The organism is Halomonas garicola, assembly GCF_055382465.1.
Genome location: NZ_AP043931.1, coordinates 1,283,807 through 1,299,759 on the forward strand (window position 1 = coordinate 1,283,807; position 15,953 = coordinate 1,299,759).

Sequence of the window (15,953 nt, forward strand, 5' to 3'; positions counted from 1 at the left end):
GGTTGCTGTCCGGCGGCAAGCGGGGGCGCTACAGGCGGAATTCGTTGCCCAGATAGATGTCGCGTACCTGCTGGTTATCGAGAATGCTGTGCGGCGAGCCGTTGGCGATGATATGCCCGTCGCCGACGATGTAGGCGGTATCGCAGATATCCAGGGTTTCGCGCACATTATGGTCGGTAATCAGCACGCCGATGTGACGCTCTTTCAACGCCCGGATGACGGTCTTGATTTCGCCCACCGAAATCGGGTCCACGCCGGCAAAGGGCTCGTCGAGCAGGATGAACGCCGGCTCGATGGCCAGCGAGCGGGCGATTTCCACCCGCCGGCGCTCGCCGCCGGAGAGGCTCATGCCCAGGTTGTCGCGGATATGGCCGACGTGGAAGTCGTCGAGCAGCGCCTCTAGGCGCGCCTTTCGGGCCTGGCGGTTGAGGTCCTTGCGGGTTTCCAGAATGGCCATGATGTTGTCGGCCACCGAGAGCTTGCGAAAGATAGACGCTTCCTGGGGCAGGTAGCCGATACCGGCCCGGGCGCGCTCGTGCATCGGCGCCCGGGAAAGGTCGGTATCGTCGATGCCGACGCTTCCGGCATCGGCCTTGACCAGCCCGACGATCATGTAGAACGACGTGGTCTTGCCCGCGCCGTTGGGGCCCAGCAGCCCGACAATGCTGCCCTGGGAGATGTCCAGGTTGATGTCCTTGACCACCTGGCGACGCTTGTAGCTTTTGGCCAGATGGCGGGCGTGCAGCGTCTTGATCGCTGCCGGGGGCGGCGTGTCGGCGGTGATGTCGTCAAAAGACACAGTGGGGCCTCTTTATCGGTAATCTGCGCTTGCAAGGACGCCGGCGGGCGCTATTTCTCGGGCTGCAGCGTCATGCGAATGCGCTGGTTGTCGCTGCCTTCGACGTCGGAGCGGGCCTGGACTACTTTCCTGTCGATGAAGTACTCGAGGCGGCCACCCTTGAAATGGTCGCCGCCCTGATCGAGCTCGGCCTGGTCAATCAGTTCGACCCGGCGATCGGCGACGTGGTAGATGATCCGGCGCGCATTGCCTTCGATGGGGGGCTTGTTCGGGTCCGGCCGGTGGCGCAGGTAGGCGCGCTCGCCGAAGGCCGTGGCCCGGGAGAGCTCGCCTTCATCATTGCGCTGTATTTCCACCCGGGCGCCGCGCAGGCGCATCTCGCCCTGGCGTATCTGGACGTTGCCGCGATAGACCGCCGTGCCGGCGCGCTGGTCGAGATCGAGCTGGTTGGCTTCGACCTCGACGGGGTCGACGGGCGCTGCCTGGGCGAGGCCGACGCCCAGTACGCCGATGCCCAGGATAGCCGCGGTAATGCAACAATAAAGGCGTGTGCTCATGGGGTTTCCTTGGCGGATGCCGCCGCTGGTGGATGGTGGCCGCGAACCTGGCCTTTCAGGCGTACCTCGCTGGTGTCCAGCCAGGCATCGAGCTTTTGGGCCCGCATGCGCTGGGGCGGCTGCTGCAGCAGAACCGGGGTGTCGCTCCAGGCGTGCCGGTTGACGCTGTCGTAATGAAGCGTCCGGGTGTCGAGCTGCCAGCCTTCATCCGGCGCCGTCAGCCGGGTATCGCCGTCGAGCGTCAGCCGCTGCTGCTGGCCGCTGAGCGTACCGCTGTTGGCGGTGGCGCGCCACTCGCGCTGCTCGCTGTCGATCAGGGTGGCGTGGGGCATGTCGAAGCGGGTGATGGCCTGCTGGGGCGTATGGGTAATATGCGGGGAGGCCAGCCGCTGGGTCAGGTTGCCGGCGTCGTCGTAGAGCTTGAGCTCGGCGTTTTCGATCACGTGGCCGGGCTCCTCGGCCCGGGCGGCAGGGTCCGGCGGGGCCTGGCGGGTACCGCGCAGGTCGAGCCAGGCCAGCAGCACGCCGAGCGCGACGAGGAGCAGCGGCAGCCAGGCCCGCTTTTGCAGCCGGGAAAGCCGAACCAGGGTAGCGTGGATAAAAGAAGGCCTCTGCATGTGCTGTCTCACGACGACGGCGGTAGGTACCGGTAGCTTGCCATGATGCTGTCCCAGTGGCCCTGGGCGGCGAGCAGCGCGTCGCAGATCTCGCGCACCGCGCCGTGACCGCCCGCCCGCGCGGTGACCCAGTCGGCGTGCTTTTGCATATAGGTTGGTGCGTTGGGCACGCAGATGCCTACGCCGGCGGCCTGGATGGCGGCAAGGTCGGGCAGGTCATCGCCGCAGTAGGCGACCTGCTCAAGGGTGGTGTCCAGAGAATCGCAGAGCCCGCTGAGGGTTTCCAGCTTGTGTTCGCAGCCCTGATAAACGTGGGTGATCCCCAGCGCCCTGGCGCGGCGGGTGACCATGGCCGAGTCGCGCCCGGTGATCAGCGCTACATGAATGCCCATGCGCTTTAGCAGTTTGAGGCCGTGGCCGTCCTGGGTGTGAAACGCCTTGGTTTCCATGCCGTCGGCCTGAAAATAGAGGCGCCCGTCGCTCAGGACGCCGTCAACGTCAAGGGCGAGCAGGCGTACGTTCGCCAGTCCGGCGCTGGGGGCAATCGATTGAGGCATGCTGTCTCCGTCAAAAAAAGCTGGACCGGCGCGCCGCCGGGGCTAAATGACGCCGCTGGCGAGCAGGTCGTGCATGTGCAGTGCGCCGATGGGGCGCTGGTGGTCATCGACCACGGCAAGCGCGGTGATCTTGCCGTCTTCCATGATACGCACGGCTTCGGCGGCAAGCACGTCCGGGGCGATGCGTCGGCCCGGCCGTGTCATCACTTCGTCGACGGTCAGGCGCAGCACGTCGCGGTGCTGGTCCAGGGTACGGCGCAGGTCGCCGTCGGTATATACCCCGGCCAGGGTGCCGTCGGCGTTAACTACGCAGGTAAAGCCGAGCCCCTGGCGGGTAATTTCCAAAAGCGCGTCGCGCAGCGGGCTGCCAAGTGCCACCCGGGGCAGGCGCTCGCCGCTGTGCATGATGTCCTGGACGCGCAGCAGCAGGCGCTTGCCCAGGCTGCCGCCGGGGTGCGAAAGGGCAAACTGCTCGGCGGTGAAGCCCCGCGCCTCCAGCAGCGCCACGGCCAGGGCGTCACCCAGCGCCAGGGCGGCGGTGGTGGAGCTTGTCGGGGCCAGGTCCAGCGGGCAGGCTTCGCGCGCCACGCCGCTGTCCAGGTGGGCGTCAGCGTGGCGGGCAAGGGTGGAGTCCGGGCGGCCGGTCATGCTCACCAGCGGCACGCCCAGACGCTTGAGCAGCGGCAGCAGCGCGGTGACTTCGCCGGTTTCGCCGGAGTTGGACAGCGCCAGCACCAGATCGGTCGGAGTGATCATGCCCAGATCCCCGTGGCTCGCCTCTCCGGGGTGTACGAAAAACGCCGGGGTGCCGGTGCTGGCAAGGGTCGCGGCAAGTTTACCGCCGATGTGGCCGGACTTGCCCATGCCGGTTACCACCACGCGGCCCCGGCAGGCGAGTATCAGCTCGCAGGCGCGGTCGAAGTGAGCGTCGAGCTTGGCCTTGAGGTCACCAATGGCGGCCTGCTCTACGGTCAGGGTACGCAGCGCGCTCTCGCGTGGGGAGACAGGGGTGGCGGATGAATCGGGCATGCGGGGCTCTTTTCTCTGTATGTCTTTAACTATGCGTCTTTAACTATGCGTCTTTAACTATGTGTCTCTAATCGACGGGTGCGGGTATCGTACCATTGCGTGCAGGCCTGCCGAGGGTTTTATTTTATTCGCCGGCGAATGGATTCTGTCGGGCTATGGCGTTAAAGTACGCTGTTCGATAACCTGAGTCAGGCGGTTTGTCCATCAGACGATGATTTGTCCAGCAGACGAGAGTGCCATGACGGATTCGGCCTTTATAGAAGTGGAAGACCTGCATTTTTCCCGCGGAGGACGCCCTATCTTCCGCGGCGTCAACCTGTCCATTCCTCGGGGCAAGATGACGGGCATCATGGGGCCGAGCGGGTCGGGAAAAACCACGCTGCTCAAGCTCATCGGCGGCCAGCTGACGCCGGACAAGGGCCGCGTGCTGATCGACGGGCAGGACGTGCACCGACTGTCGCGCAAGGCGCTGTTTGCCCTGCGCCGGCGTATGGGCATGCTGTTTCAGAGCGGCGCGCTGTTTTCTGACCTGGACGTGTTTGAGAACGTGGCGTTCCCGCTGCGCATCCACACCGACCTGCCCGACGCCATGGTCCGCGATATCGTGCTGCTCAAGCTCCAGGCGGTGGGGCTGCGCGGCGCCCGCGAGCTGACCCCGGCCGAGCTTTCCGGCGGCATGGCCAGGCGCGTGGCGCTGGCCCGGGCGGTGGCGCTGGACCCCGAGCTGGTGCTCTACGACGAGCCGTTCGTGGGCCAGGACCCCATCGCCATGGGCGTGCTGGTGCAGCTGATCAAGCGGCTGGGCGAGGCGCTTTCGCTGACCTCCGTGGTGGTGTCCCACGACATCAAGGAAACTATCAGCATTGCCGACTACCTTTATCTGATCGCCGACGGCGGTATCGTCGCCCACGGCACGCCGGCAAGCCTTGATACCCACAACGATGCCCGGGTCAGCCAGTTCATGCACGGCGAGCCCGACGGCCCGGTGCCGTTTCACTATCCGGCGCCGCCGTTCTATCGCGATATTCTCGGCGCTGACTCAGCAGCCGAAGAGGCAGAGGTGGACGCCACCCCGGGAGCAAACTAGATGGCAGGAGGGATTCGACGGTCGTTTTCGCGGCTGGCAGGGCGGGTGGCCGGCCTGGGGCGCGGGGCCTTCGGCGTCGTTGAGGCACTGGGACGGGCGAGTATTTTCGTCGCCCGCTCGGTCGCCGGCGTACCCTCGGGTGAGGGGCTTCGCCTGTGGCTTGTGCAGATGCACTTTGTCGGCGTCATGTCGCTTGCCATTGTGCTGGTGTCGGGGCTTTTTATCGGCATGGTGCTGGCGCTTCAGGGCTATACGATTCTGATCGACTTCGGTGCCGAGCAGGCGCTTGGGCAGATGGTGTCGCTTTCGCTTCTGCGCGAGCTGGCACCGGTGGTCGCTGCGCTGCTGTTTGCCGGGCGCGCGGGGTCGGCGCTGACCGCCGAAATCGGCCTGATGAAGGCCACCGAGCAGCTGACCAGCATGGAGATGATCGGCGTGGACCCGCTGCGTCGGGTGGTGGCGCCGCGCCTGTGGGCGGGCTTTGTGTCGCTGCCGCTGTTGACCGTCGGCTTTAGCGTGGTGGGCGTCTGGGGCGGCTACCTGGTGGGCGTGCAGTGGCTCGGGGTTTCCGAGGGCGCTTTCTGGGGCAACATGCAGTCAAGCGTGGCGTTTTTCGCCGACGTGGGTAACGGCATGATCAAAAGCCTGGTCTTCGCGCTCGTCGTCACCTGGATTGCGGTCTTTCAGGGCTATGATTTGATTCCTACCTCCGAAGGGATTTCCCGGGCGACCACGCGCACCGTAGTGTATTCCTCGCTTGCGGTCCTGGGGCTGGATTTTGTGCTGACCGCCGTCATGTTCGGCGGCCTTTAAAACGCGGGAGCAGATGCATGCAACGCAGTAAAACCGTAGAGTTCGGCGTGGGCCTTTTCATTCTTGCCGGCATTCTGGGCATGGTCTTTCTTGGCCTCCGCGTCAGCGGTCTGACGCTTGCCGCGCCGTCGGAAACGTTTCAGGTGGACGCCAACTTTTCCGATATCGGCAGCCTCAAGCCGCGCGCTCGTGTCACCATGGCCGGGGTCACCGTGGGCCGGGTGGAGTCCATCGACCTGGATACCGAATGGTTTGACGCCCGGGTCACCATGCGCCTGAAAAGCGATCTGGAAGGGCAGCTTTCCCGGGATACCACCGCCGCCATCCTCACTGCAGGCCTGCTCGGCGAGCAGTACGTGGGGCTTAGCGTGGGCGGTGACCCGGAGACGCTTGAGGACGGCGATACCATTCGCGACACCCAGTCCGCGCTGGTGCTCGAAGAGCTGATACAGCAGTTTGTGTCGAGTATGGTCAAGGACTGAGCGCAATCACTGACAACCGAATAGAGCGAGGAAGCGTCATGAAACTGAAATACTGGCTGAGCGGCGGCATGCTGGCTGCCTCCCTGGCGCTTGGCGCGCCGCTATACGCCCAGGAACAAACGCCCGAGGCGCTGATCCGGGACAACATCACCGGCTTCATGGCGGACCTGGATTCCCGGGAAGACTACTACGCCAACAATATCGACGAGCTCAAGGAGCTGGTCGACGAAAGCCTCGACGAGGTAGCCGACTTCCGCTATATCGGCGCCAGCGTGATGGGCAGCTATTTCCGCAACGCATCGCCCGAGCAGCGCCGCCGCTTTGCCGAGGTGTTCCGCCAGACGCTGATCGACACCTACACCAAAGGGCTTGTCACCTTCGATTACGACGCGCTGCGCGTGGTGGACGAGCAGCGCCCCCAGCGCTACGACGACCAGGCCAGCGTGGAAATGGAAATCGTCGCCAATAACGGTGACGTCTACCCGGTCAACTACAGCCTGCGCCTCAACGACGGCGAATGGCGAGTGGTTAACGTCATCGTCAACGGCATCAATCTGGGGCTTACGTTTCGCAACCAGTTCGACCAGGCCATGCGCGATCACAACCGCGACTACGACGCGGTCATTCGCGACTGGTCGCCGGGCGTTGGCGTTGACGAGCTGGAAGAGGGGGGCGACGCTTGACGACGCTGTTTTCCCACCGCGGCGTGGTGCTCGAAAGCGGTGATGCCGGGCTTGAGGTCAGCGGCGACCTGGGAACGAGCGTCGCGGCTGCCCTTGCCGAGGCCGGCGAGCAGTGGTTCGAGCGCGGTGAGGCAGCCTCGCTGACGCTTGACTTCAGCGGGGTCGAGCGCGCCAGCAGCGCGGCCATCAGCGTGCTCTTGCAGTGGCTGCGGATCTGCCGGCGTCGCGGCATCGTCGTCAACGAGGTTCGGCTTTCCGCGCCGCTGCGCCGGCTGACCAGCCTGGCGGAGCTTGACGCCCTGTTTGACCCCCCGGCGGCGTAGCTCGACGGGTCCGGCAGGCCGATCGCCAAAGCGCCGGCTTTTCTTTATCATGGCCGCTACGTTTCTTTTTCCGACGGTTAGGAGTTTCTGTCCATGCAACCCACTGAGGTAAAAACGCTGCTCGAGTCGCATCTGGACGACTGCACGTTTCATGTACAAGGCGAGGGCTGCGATTTCCAGGTCATCGCCGTGGGCGAGGCGTTCGAGGGGCTCTCGCCGGTCAAGCGCCAGCAGCTGGTGTACGGTGCCCTGAGCGATCAGATTGCCTCGGGCGCGCTGCACGCCATCAGCATCAAGACCTACACGCCGGCGCAGTGGGAAAGCGCGCCGGAAAACGTGGGATAACGCCGGGCGCATGGACAAGTTAATCATTACCGGCAACGGCTCGGTTGACGGCGAAGTCTGGGCCAGCGGGGCGAAAAACGCCGCGCTGCCCATTCTGTGCTCAAGCCTTCTGGCCGACGGCCCGGTGGTTATCGGCAACCTGCCGCACCTGCAGGACATCACCACCACGCTTGAGCTTCTCGGACGCATGGGGGTCGAGCCGGTGATGGGCGAAAAGCTCAGCATCCAGCTGGACGGCTCCCAGGTCACCGACTGCCACGCGCCCTACGAGCTGGTGAAGAAAATGCGCGCCTCGATTCTGGTGCTGGGGCCGCTTTTAGCCCACTTCGGCCATGCCGACGTGTCGCTTCCCGGCGGCTGCGCCATCGGCTCGCGTCCGGTGGACCTTCACATCCAGGGCCTTGAAGCCATGGGGGCGGAGATCCGCGTCGAGGGCGGCTATATCCGCGCTCGGGTCGACGGAAGGCTGCGCGGGGCGACGATCTTCTTCGATACCGTGACCGTCACCGGCACCGAAAACCTGCTGATGGCGGCGACCCTGGCCGAAGGCACCACGGTGCTGGAAAACGCCGCCCGGGAGCCGGAAATCATTGATCTGGCCGAGTGCCTGATCAAAATGGGCGCCAACATTCGCGGCCACGGCACCGACACCATTACTATCGAGGGCGTTGAGCGGCTGCACGGCTGCGAGCACGACGTCATGCCCGACCGCATCGAAACCGGCACCTTCCTGGTCGCCGCCGCCATGACCGGCGGGCGGGTGAAAGTAACCCGCACCCGGGCGGATATTCTTGAAGCGGTGCTTGCCAAGCTCGAGGAGGCAGGTGCCGAGATTGCCTGCGGCGACGACTGGATCAGCCTCGACATGCACGGCAAACGCCCCCGGGCGGTCAATATCCGTACCGCGCCGTATCCGGCGTTTCCCACCGATATGCAGGCCCAGTTCGTGGCCATGAACGCGGTGGCCGAGGGCAGTTCACGGGTGGTCGAAACCATCTTCGAAAACCGCTTCATGCACGTCCAGGAGCTCAACCGCATGGGCGCGGACATTGCCCTCGAGGGCAATACGGCGCTGATTACCGGCGTCGAGACGCTCTCCGGGGCGCCGGTCATGGCGACCGATCTGCGCGCCTCGGCGTCGCTGGTGATTGCCGCGATGATGGCTGACGGCGAGTCTCAGGTGGATCGCATCTACCATATCGACCGCGGCTACGAGTGCATCGAGGAAAAACTCCAGCAGCTGGGGGCGCGTATCCGCCGCGTGCCGGGCTGAGCCGTCGTGCAGGCGCTGCCTGCGCGACAACCATGCGATAACGACTGGCGACAACCATGAGCAAGCAACTGATTTTGGCGCTTTCCAAGGGGCGCATACTGGATGAAACCCTGCCGCTGCTGGCCGATGCGGGCATCACCCCGGCCGAGGCGCTCGACAAGAGCCGCAAGCTGCTGTTCGACACCAACCTGGAGCACGTCAAGCTGATCGTGATCCGCGCCACCGACGTGCCCACCTATGTGCAGCTGGGCGCGGCCGACATGGGCATTGCCGGCAAGGACGTGCTGCTCGAGCACGGCACCGACAGCCTTTACGAGCCCCTTGACCTCAATATTGCCCGCTGCAAGCTGATGACCGCCGGTACTCGGGGAGAGTGCCCCGGCCGGGCGCGGCGGCGGGTGGCCACCAAGTTTGTCAACGTCGCCCGGCGCTATTACGCCAGGCAGGGCATTCAGGCCGAGGTGATCAAGCTTTACGGCGCCATGGAGCTGGCGCCGATCATGAACCTGGCCGATGAGATCGTCGATATCGTGGATACCGGCAATACCATGCGCGCCAACGGTATGGAGCCCCGGGAGCTGATTGACCACATCAGCACCCGGCTGGTGGTGAACAAGGCTTCGATGACCATGAAGCACGCCCGCATCAAGCCGCTCATCGAACGTCTGGAAGCCGCCGTCGACAGCCGCCGGCCGGCCGACGAGGCCAGCGCCTAGACGCCGCTTCACCGCCTTTGCACGACGACACCAAGACACGAGGTTAGCTATGAACGCGACGGCTGGCGCAGCGGAAGTTACCCGGCTTGCTACCGGAGAGGCCGATTTTGACCGGCGGCTAGACGCGCTGCTGGACTGGGACGGCGTCTCGGATCAGGCGGTGCAGGCCCGGGTCAACGAGATTCTGGAGGCGGTCAAAACCCGGGGCGATGCCGCGGTCATCGAAGCCACCAACCGCTTTGACCGGCTGTCGGTTACCACCATGCAGGAGCTGACGCTTGCGCCCGCGCGTCTTGAGCAGGCGTTCTACGGCCTGCCGGATGAGCAGCGCGAGGCGCTGTCCGCCGCCGCCGAGCGCGTCCGCCGCTATCACCAGCACCAAAAACCCGAGTCCTGGCAGTACAACGAGGCCGACGGCACGGTGCTTGGACAGCAGGTGATGCCGCTGGACCGGGCGGGGATTTACGTACCCGGCGGCAAGGCGGCGTATCCGTCGTCGGTGTTGATGAACGCGATTCCGGCCCACGTCGCCGGGGTCAGGGAAATCGTCATGGTGGTGCCCACCCCCGACGGCGTGCTCAACGAGCTGGTGCTGGCGGCGGCGTACCTGGCCGGGGTGGACTATGTGTTCACCATCGGCGGGGCCCAGGCGGTGGCGGCGCTGGCCTACGGCACCGACACCGTGCCCCGGGTGGATAAAATCGTCGGGCCGGGCAACATCTACGTGGCCACGGCCAAGCGCGCGGTGTTCGGCCAAGTGGGGATCGACATGATCGCCGGGCCCTCGGAAATCTTGATCGTCGCCGACGGCGGCACCGATCCCGACTGGCTGGCCATGGACCTGTTCTCCCAGGCCGAACACGACGAGGACGCCCAGGCCATCATGGTCAGCTGGGACAAGGCCCAACTCGACGCCGTGGCCGCATCTATCGAGCGGCTGCTGCCGACCCTCGATCGGGAAGACATCGTGCGCACCTCGCTTGGCAACCGCGGCGCGCTGATCCACTGCGCAAGCGAAGCGGAAGCGGTTGCGCTGATCAACCGCATTGCCCCCGAGCATCTGGAGCTCTCCGTGGCCGATCCCGAACGCTGGCTGCCCGAGGTGCGTCACGCCGGGGCGATTTTCATGGGGCGCTACACCGCCGAGGCCCTGGGTGACTACTGTGCCGGGCCTAACCACGTGCTGCCCACCTCGGGCACCGCGCGGTTTTCCTCGCCGCTTGGGGTGTACGACTTCCAGAAACGCTCGTCGCTGATCAACTGCTCGGCCGACGGCGCCTCGACGCTTGGCGAAATTGCCGCGGTGCTGGCCCGGGGCGAGTCGCTGACGGCCCACGCGCGCTCGGCGGAATACCGCCTGAAGCGATAAGCGCTGCGCGGCTGGCCTAGCCGGTCCCCCTAGCGCGGCGCCGTGGGCTGCGACGGCAGCGACTGTTGGGGCGGCAGGGAGCGGGCGGAGAGGGGGCGTTCGCCGACGGTCAGCTCCAGCTCTTTCTTCTCGCCGCTGCGCACGATGGTCAGCGACAGCTCGGCGCCGGGGGTAAGCTCGGCGATGTCGCTCATGGTGCTGCGGGCATCGAGTATCGGCTCATCGCCGAGGGCGAGCAGCACATCGCCGGGCTGCAGCCCGGCGCGCTCGGCGGGGCCGTCCTGGACCACGCCGGCGACGATCATGCCCTGGGGCGTGCGCAGCCCGAAGGAGGCCGCAAGCTCCCGGGACAGCGCCTGGGCTTCGATGCCCAGCCAGCCGCGAATCACCCGCCCCTGGGTCACCAGCTCATCCATGATGCCGTGGGCGAGGTTGGCCGGAATGGCAAAGCCGATTCCCTGAGAACCCCCGGAGCGCGAGAATATCGCCGTGTTGATCCCCACCAGCGCGCCGTCGGGGTTGATCAGCGCGCCGCCGGAGTTGCCGGGGTTGATGGCCGCGTCGGTCTGGATGAAGTCTTCGTAGGCGCTGAGGCCCAGGTGGCTCCGCCCGGTGGCGCTGATGATGCCCATGGTCACCGTTTGGCCCACGCCGAAGGGGTTGCCGATGGCCAGCGCCACGTCGCCCACGGTGACCGCCTCGGAGTCGCTGAGCTTGATGCTCGGCAGGTTGTCCAGCGGAATGCGCAGCACCGCCAGGTCGCTCTCCGGGTCGGTGCCGATGACGTTGGCCAGGGTCTCGCGGCCGTCGCGCAGGGCTACCTGGATCTGGTCGGCGCCCTGGATGACGTGGTGGTTGGTCAACACGTAGCCGTCCTGGCTGACAATCACCCCCGAGCCCAGGCTCGACAGCATGCGCTGCTGGCCGGTGGTGTCGTCGTTATCGAAAAACTGCTCGAAAAACGGGTCCGACATCAGCGGGTGCTGGTCGCGCTCGACGATACGCGACGAGTAGACGTTGACCACCGCCGGTGCGGCCTGGCTAACGGCATCGGCATAGCTTGCCGGCCCCTGATCCCTGGCGAGCGGCGCGGCTTCCTGAATCTGCGGCGCGGTGCGCTCGGGGGCAGAGTCACCGGCGGCAGGCGCGGCCTCGCTGCCCTCGGACGCCGGCGGCGAAGAGTCGGCAAAGGGGTTGGGCAGGCGCTCGGGAAACGCCAGCAGCAGCGCCGCGGCGATCAGCACGCCGGCGATGACCGGCCAGACATAGGGTAGCAGGAAGCGTTGCAGCAGTACGTTCCTTGGCATCGGCGACGTTCCTTTGACTCGAGTGCATCCCTTGCGTGAGGGGGTGTCAGCGGCGGGCGATAACGGCCGGAAACGGGCGCTGCCCGGGACCAGGCTTCACGCCGGCAGCGAACCGTCTTTATGATTGGCGCATGGTAACATTGTTCACGCCGTTGACTTAACGGTCGCGGCAAACTTTCAGGGAGGCAGCATGCTTCATCGGGATACGCTGGTAGCGGCGTGTGAACAGCGCCTGGGGGCGCAGGGATTCAAGGATTTCACCGTCAACGGCCTGCAGGTAGAAGGGCGCGCGCGCATCGCTCGGGTGATGAGCGGCGTGACCGCCTGTCAGGCGCTGCTGGATGAGGCGGTGGCGTGGCAGGCCGACCTGGTGCTGGTGCACCACGGCTACTTCTGGAAAAACGAGCCCGTAGCGCTGACCGGCATGAAGCAGCGGCGGATCAAGACGTTGCTTAGTCACGACATCAACCTGCTGGCCTATCATCTGCCGCTGGATGCCCACGCGACGCTTGGCAACAACGCCGAGCTTGGCCGGCTTATGGGCTGGCAGGTCGAGCGCTGTCTGGACGGCGAGCTGGGAGAAGGGCTTTTGTGGTGGGGCAGAACCGCCGCGCCGCTGAGCGTGGAAGCGCTGGCCGACCAGCTGGCCGACAGGCTCGAGCGCGAGCCCATGATGATCAAGGCGCCCGGGGTAGGCGAGATCGAGCGTATTGCCTGGTGTACCGGCGGGGCTCAGGACATGATCGCTGCGGCGCACGAAGGCGGCGCCCAGGCGTTTGTCTCGGGAGAAATTTCCGAACGCACCACGCACCTGGCCCGGGAGCTGGGGATTCATTACCTGGCCGCCGGGCATCACGCCACCGAACGCTACGGCGTCCAGGCGCTGGGCGAATGGCTGGCGTCAGAGTACGGCGTGACGCATCGCTTTGTGGACATCGACAACCCTGCCTGACGGCAGGGCGCGGCGCCGACTCAATAGCGCGGCGGCTGGGGCGCCTGGGCCGCTTCGTCGTCGGTCGCCTTGAGGCCGAAGTCTTCGGAGAGAGTGCCGTTCTGGCCATCGGCATAGTCCCGTGGCGGGTGGCCTTCCGAGGCATTGGCTTCGTCGGCGAGAGGCTCCTGGGCGGCGGTTTTCAGCGAGCTGTCTTCATTGCCGGTCAGCGCGTCGCTGGCAATGGCCCAAGCGCCGGCTTCCTGCTTGAGGCGCTGTTCAAGCTGTTCAAGCGCGGCGCGGGCGTCGTATATCTGGCGATGCGTATCCACCAGATGACGGCTCATATCGGCTTTGAGCTCGGCAACCTGGCGCTCGCTTTCGAGGAGCCGAAGCTTAATATTCGATACCTGGCGCTGGCTTTTGCTCAAGAGACGGTAGCCAAGGGCGCCGATCGCGATGCCAATAAAGATGCCGATAAGCGCAAACGTTAACTGCAGGCCTGATTCTTCCACTCTGGTGTCTCCCTGGTTCCCGGGTCACTGGCCGCCGTGCACGGGGCCGGGCGATATTTTTCCGTGGCTATTATAGGCGCGTGCCGGGCTTGCAGGTCAATTCGACAATGTAACGGCACGTCCGGGCATGCGCCCTGGCGGCCAAGGACGTACAATTCCGCCGTCCGGCAATATGGGAGAATAACCATGGAACAACAGAGCCCCCGGCGGGCGGGCACGCCACAGGACCCTGCCAGTCCCTTGTCGCCGCTTGCGCGCTACCAGGCGGATCTGGACAGCGACGAGATCGTGTTCGATGCCGCGCAGCAGGCAGCGGTTATGCGCCTGCAGCGGCTCTATGAGGAACTGCTGGCCGATCCGCCGGCGCCTTCGCGGCCGGCACGGGGCGGCTTTTTGCGCCGCCTGGCGGGCCTTGGGGGCTCGCAGGACGAGGCGGTTGACGCCGCCCCGCGTATTGCCGGCGTGTATTTCTGGGGCGGCGTGGGGCGCGGCAAAACCTACCTGATGAACGCGTTTTTTGCCGCGCTGCCCTTCAGCGATAAAAAACGCACCCATTTTCACCGCTTCATGCAGCACGTTCATGCCGAGCTCGGCCGCTACAAGGGCGAGAGAAATCCGCTGTCGCTGATCGCCGCCGATCTCGCCGCCGAGGCGCGGATCATCTGCTTCGATGAGTTTTTCGTCGAGGACATCGGCGATGCCATGATGCTTGCCAACCTGCTCAAGGCGCTGTTTGCGCGCGGGGTGGTGCTGGTGGCCACGTCCAATGTGGCGCCGGATGATCTTTACCGGGAAGGACTTCAGCGGGCGCGGTTTCTGCCGGCGATTGCGCTGCTCAAGCAGCATTGCGACGTCATGCAGCTGGACAGCGGCATCGACTATCGCCTGCGCACGCTGACCCCGGCCGAGGTGTTCCACGCCCCGCTGGACGCCGCAGCGGAGCAGGCGCTCGCGCAAAAGTTCCGGGAGCTTGCCGGCGGGGCGGGGGAGGCGCAGGCGGCGCTTTCGATCAACGGCCGCACGCTTACCGCCAGGCAGCTGGGCGATGGCGTGGCGTGGTTTGAGTTCAGCGAGCTGTGCGACGGGCCGCGCAGCCAGAACGACTACATTGAGCTATCGCGCCGCTTTCATACCGTGCTGCTGGCCAACGTGCGCCAGATGGGCGCGCGCCACGATGACCGAGTGCGGCGCTTTATCAATCTGGTCGACGAGTTTTACGATCGCAGCGTCAACCTGCTGATCGCAGCGGAGGTGCCGGCGGCGTCGCTTTACACCGGGGGGCGGCTGAATTTCGAATTCCGGCGCACGCTCTCAAGGCTCGAGGAAATGCAGTCCCGGGACTATCTGGCGCTTCCCCATCGGCCCTGAGCGGCCGGCGGGCGCAGAAAAATTCTGCCGGAGCGCTTAACTTTGGCGCCGGCCTGGGTTAGAATCCCGCCCCGTTCGACCTAAGTTGCCAAGACATTTGTCGTCCAAGGCTTTTGTCGCGGCAACCAAAAAAAATAGGGATGGTGCGCGCCTCACTGGCGCATTACGGCACCCAACACATTTTACCTGGTGATTTCATCCATGAAGACGTTCAGTGCCAAGCCGCAGTCCGTCCAGCGCGACTGGTACGTTGTCGACGCGACTGACAAAACGCTCGGTCGTCTGTCGACCGAAATTGCTCGCCGCCTGCGCGGCAAGCACAAGCCCGAGTTCACGCCCCACGTCGACACCGGCGATTACATCGTGGTCGTCAACGCCGAAAAGGTCCGGGTGACCGGCAACAAGGCAAGCGACAAGAACTATTACCGCCACACGGGTTACCCGGGCGGTCTGCGCTCCATGAGCTTTGAGCAAATGATCGGTCACGCCCCGGAGCGCGTTATCGAGTCGGCGGTCAAGGGCATGCTGCCCAAGGGCCCCCTGGGCCGCGCCATGTATGCCAAGCTCAAGGTCTACGCCGGTGCCGAGCACCCGCACGCTGCCCAGCAGCCGCTTGAACTGAATATCTAAGGGATTTCTCGCCATGACACAGCAGTATTACGGTACCGGGCGCCGCAAGACATCTACCGCCCGCGTTTTCCTCAAGCCGGGCACCGGCAAGATTACCGTCAACCAGCGCGAGCTGGACCAGTATTTTGGCCGCGTTACCGGCCAGATGGTGGTGCGCCAGCCGCTGGAGCTCACCGAGACGCTGGAGCAGTTTGACGTCTACGTCACCGTTGCCGGCGGCGGCGGCAGTGCCCAGGCCGGCGCCATTCGTCACGGCATCACCCGTGCGCTGATGGACTACAACGAAGATCTGCGCCCGGCGCTGCGCGATGCCGGCTACGTCACCCGCGATGCCCGCGCGGTCGAGCGTAAGAAGATCGGTCTGCGCAAGGCGCGTCGCAGCCCGCAGTTCTCCAAGCGTTAAGGCAAACGCATGCGGCAAAACGCCCGGGTCATTGGCCTGGGCGTTTTTTTTGCTAGAATATCAATAAGTTAGCAATAGTCGCCTGGCCTTGGTCGCAGGGGTTATTGTTGTGCAAAGCGCCGTGTTTTTTTACTATAGAGCGTATTTTA

Annotated in this window: 20 protein-coding genes; 13 read left to right on the forward strand and 7 right to left on the reverse strand. The window is 65.1% G+C overall.

Annotated features, from left to right (window positions below; translation table 11 throughout):
* Window positions 1-28: 28 nt before the first annotated feature.
* The 5 genes from lptB to ACZ46Y_RS06325 all read right to left on the reverse strand — a co-directional run bounded on the left by lptB (window position 29) and on the right by ACZ46Y_RS06325 (window position 3,559).
* A complete protein-coding gene (gene lptB / locus ACZ46Y_RS06305) occupies window positions 29-754 on the reverse strand; it encodes an LPS export ABC transporter ATP-binding protein (protein WP_311955142.1) in 726 nt (241 codons plus the stop codon).
* A 95-nt stretch (window positions 755-849) separates the two neighbouring features.
* The gene (lptA, locus tag ACZ46Y_RS06310; protein ID WP_311955073.1) at window positions 850-1,356 is read right to left on the reverse strand and encodes a lipopolysaccharide transport periplasmic protein LptA; all 507 of its coding nucleotides are present in this window, start codon (window positions 1,354-1,356) and stop codon (window positions 850-852) included.
* Window positions 1,353-1,973, reverse strand: coding sequence for an LPS export ABC transporter periplasmic protein LptC (gene lptC / locus ACZ46Y_RS06315; RefSeq protein WP_311955076.1), 621 nt, complete (start codon window positions 1,971-1,973; stop codon window positions 1,353-1,355). The genes lptA and lptC overlap by 4 nt, the downstream gene beginning before the upstream one ends.
* Before the next feature lie 8 nt (window positions 1,974-1,981).
* Window positions 1,982-2,530, reverse strand: coding sequence for a KdsC family phosphatase (locus ACZ46Y_RS06320; RefSeq protein ID WP_311955080.1), 549 nt, complete (start codon window positions 2,528-2,530; stop codon window positions 1,982-1,984).
* Window positions 2,531-2,572: 42 nt separating this feature from the next.
* A complete protein-coding gene (locus ACZ46Y_RS06325) occupies window positions 2,573-3,559 on the reverse strand; it encodes a KpsF/GutQ family sugar-phosphate isomerase (protein ID WP_311955081.1) in 987 nt (328 codons plus the stop codon).
* A 238-nt stretch (window positions 3,560-3,797) separates the two neighbouring features.
* Here ACZ46Y_RS06325 and ACZ46Y_RS06330 point away from each other — a divergent pair, with 238 nt between their 5' ends.
* The 9 genes from ACZ46Y_RS06330 (at window position 3,798) to hisD (ending at window position 10,650) form a co-directional block, all read left to right on the forward strand.
* Window positions 3,798-4,646: an ABC transporter ATP-binding protein gene (locus ACZ46Y_RS06330; RefSeq protein WP_311955083.1), complete on the forward strand. Its 849-nt coding sequence runs from the start codon at window positions 3,798-3,800 to the stop codon at window positions 4,644-4,646.
* A complete protein-coding gene (gene mlaE, locus ACZ46Y_RS06335; protein WP_311955090.1) occupies window positions 4,647-5,459 on the forward strand; it encodes a lipid asymmetry maintenance ABC transporter permease subunit MlaE in 813 nt (270 codons plus the stop codon).
* Between the two features lie 17 nt (window positions 5,460-5,476).
* A complete protein-coding gene (gene mlaD, locus ACZ46Y_RS06340) occupies window positions 5,477-5,941 on the forward strand; it encodes an outer membrane lipid asymmetry maintenance protein MlaD (protein ID WP_311955093.1) in 465 nt (154 codons plus the stop codon).
* 38 nt (window positions 5,942-5,979) lie between these two features.
* On the forward strand, window positions 5,980-6,624 hold the full coding sequence (locus ACZ46Y_RS06345) for an MlaC/ttg2D family ABC transporter substrate-binding protein (protein ID WP_376717584.1): 645 nt from the start codon (window positions 5,980-5,982) through the stop codon (window positions 6,622-6,624).
* Complete coding sequence (locus ACZ46Y_RS06350) at window positions 6,621-6,947, forward strand: STAS domain-containing protein (RefSeq protein ID WP_311955095.1); 327 nt, start codon at window positions 6,621-6,623, stop codon at window positions 6,945-6,947. The genes ACZ46Y_RS06345 and ACZ46Y_RS06350 overlap by 4 nt, the downstream gene beginning before the upstream one ends.
* Window positions 6,948-7,040: 93 nt before the next feature.
* Window positions 7,041-7,292 (forward strand): BolA family protein, encoded by a 252-nt coding sequence (locus ACZ46Y_RS06355; protein WP_311955097.1) that lies wholly within the window; start codon window positions 7,041-7,043, stop codon window positions 7,290-7,292.
* A 10-nt stretch (window positions 7,293-7,302) separates the two neighbouring features.
* On the forward strand, window positions 7,303-8,565 hold the full coding sequence (gene murA, locus ACZ46Y_RS06360) for a UDP-N-acetylglucosamine 1-carboxyvinyltransferase (RefSeq protein ID WP_311955100.1): 1,263 nt from the start codon (window positions 7,303-7,305) through the stop codon (window positions 8,563-8,565).
* A gap of 56 nt (window positions 8,566-8,621) precedes the next feature.
* Window positions 8,622-9,281, forward strand: coding sequence for an ATP phosphoribosyltransferase (gene hisG / locus ACZ46Y_RS06365; RefSeq protein WP_311955101.1), 660 nt, complete (start codon window positions 8,622-8,624; stop codon window positions 9,279-9,281).
* Window positions 9,282-9,330: 49 nt separating this feature from the next.
* On the forward strand, window positions 9,331-10,650 hold the full coding sequence (gene hisD, locus ACZ46Y_RS06370) for a histidinol dehydrogenase (RefSeq protein WP_311955102.1): 1,320 nt from the start codon (window positions 9,331-9,333) through the stop codon (window positions 10,648-10,650).
* Between the two features lie 29 nt (window positions 10,651-10,679).
* Here the strand turns inward: hisD and ACZ46Y_RS06375 are convergent, their stop codons facing one another.
* Window positions 10,680-11,939: a Do family serine endopeptidase gene (locus ACZ46Y_RS06375; RefSeq protein WP_311955152.1), complete on the reverse strand. Its 1,260-nt coding sequence runs from the start codon at window positions 11,937-11,939 to the stop codon at window positions 10,680-10,682.
* Window positions 11,940-12,147: 208 nt separating this feature from the next.
* Here ACZ46Y_RS06375 and ACZ46Y_RS06380 point away from each other — a divergent pair, with 208 nt between their 5' ends.
* Window positions 12,148-12,909: a Nif3-like dinuclear metal center hexameric protein gene (locus tag ACZ46Y_RS06380; RefSeq protein WP_311955105.1), complete on the forward strand. Its 762-nt coding sequence runs from the start codon at window positions 12,148-12,150 to the stop codon at window positions 12,907-12,909.
* A gap of 20 nt (window positions 12,910-12,929) precedes the next feature.
* On the opposite strand, the gene ACZ46Y_RS06385 is transcribed toward ACZ46Y_RS06380, so the two are convergent.
* The gene (locus ACZ46Y_RS06385) at window positions 12,930-13,403 is read right to left on the reverse strand and encodes a ZapG family protein (RefSeq protein ID WP_311955108.1); all 474 of its coding nucleotides are present in this window, start codon (window positions 13,401-13,403) and stop codon (window positions 12,930-12,932) included.
* Between the two features lie 186 nt (window positions 13,404-13,589).
* Here ACZ46Y_RS06385 and zapE point away from each other — a divergent pair, with 186 nt between their 5' ends.
* The 3 genes from zapE to rpsI all read left to right on the forward strand — a co-directional run bounded on the left by zapE (window position 13,590) and on the right by rpsI (window position 15,804).
* Window positions 13,590-14,771, forward strand: a complete 1,182-nt coding sequence (gene zapE / locus ACZ46Y_RS06390) for a cell division protein ZapE (protein ID WP_311955110.1) — start codon at window positions 13,590-13,592, stop codon at window positions 14,769-14,771.
* A 201-nt stretch (window positions 14,772-14,972) separates the two neighbouring features.
* The gene (gene rplM, locus ACZ46Y_RS06395; protein WP_311955113.1) at window positions 14,973-15,401 is read left to right on the forward strand and encodes a 50S ribosomal protein L13; all 429 of its coding nucleotides are present in this window, start codon (window positions 14,973-14,975) and stop codon (window positions 15,399-15,401) included.
* Between the two features lie 13 nt (window positions 15,402-15,414).
* A complete protein-coding gene (rpsI, locus tag ACZ46Y_RS06400) occupies window positions 15,415-15,804 on the forward strand; it encodes a 30S ribosomal protein S9 (RefSeq protein ID WP_311955117.1) in 390 nt (129 codons plus the stop codon).
* Window positions 15,805-15,953: the final 149 nt, after the last annotated feature.

Bases quoted from the DNA above. Each gene is read 5' to 3' on its own strand.
- lptA (WP_311955073.1), bottom strand. From the start codon at position 1,356: ATGAGCACACGCCTTTATTGTTGCATTACCGCGGCTATCCTGGGCATC.
- lptC (WP_311955076.1), bottom strand. From the start codon at position 1,973: ATGCAGAGGCCTTCTTTTATCCACGCTACCCTGGTTCGGCTTTCCCGG.
- ACZ46Y_RS06320 (WP_311955080.1), bottom strand. From the start codon at position 2,530: ATGCCTCAATCGATTGCCCCCAGCGCCGGACTGGCGAACGTACGCCTG.
- ACZ46Y_RS06325 (WP_311955081.1), bottom strand. From the start codon at position 3,559: ATGCCCGATTCATCCGCCACCCCTGTCTCCCCACGCGAGAGCGCGCTG.
- ACZ46Y_RS06330 (WP_311955083.1), top strand. From the start codon at position 3,798: ATGACGGATTCGGCCTTTATAGAAGTGGAAGACCTGCATTTTTCCCGC.
- mlaE (WP_311955090.1), top strand. From the start codon at position 4,647: ATGGCAGGAGGGATTCGACGGTCGTTTTCGCGGCTGGCAGGGCGGGTG.
- mlaD (WP_311955093.1), top strand. From the start codon at position 5,477: ATGCAACGCAGTAAAACCGTAGAGTTCGGCGTGGGCCTTTTCATTCTT.
- ACZ46Y_RS06345 (WP_376717584.1), top strand. From the start codon at position 5,980: ATGAAACTGAAATACTGGCTGAGCGGCGGCATGCTGGCTGCCTCCCTG.
- ACZ46Y_RS06355 (WP_311955097.1), top strand. From the start codon at position 7,041: ATGCAACCCACTGAGGTAAAAACGCTGCTCGAGTCGCATCTGGACGAC.
- murA (WP_311955100.1), top strand. From the start codon at position 7,303: ATGGACAAGTTAATCATTACCGGCAACGGCTCGGTTGACGGCGAAGTC.
- hisG (WP_311955101.1), top strand. From the start codon at position 8,622: ATGAGCAAGCAACTGATTTTGGCGCTTTCCAAGGGGCGCATACTGGAT.
- hisD (WP_311955102.1), top strand. From the start codon at position 9,331: ATGAACGCGACGGCTGGCGCAGCGGAAGTTACCCGGCTTGCTACCGGA.
- ACZ46Y_RS06380 (WP_311955105.1), top strand. From the start codon at position 12,148: ATGCTTCATCGGGATACGCTGGTAGCGGCGTGTGAACAGCGCCTGGGG.
- zapE (WP_311955110.1), top strand. From the start codon at position 13,590: ATGGAACAACAGAGCCCCCGGCGGGCGGGCACGCCACAGGACCCTGCC.
- rplM (WP_311955113.1), top strand. From the start codon at position 14,973: ATGAAGACGTTCAGTGCCAAGCCGCAGTCCGTCCAGCGCGACTGGTAC.
- rpsI (WP_311955117.1), top strand. From the start codon at position 15,415: ATGACACAGCAGTATTACGGTACCGGGCGCCGCAAGACATCTACCGCC.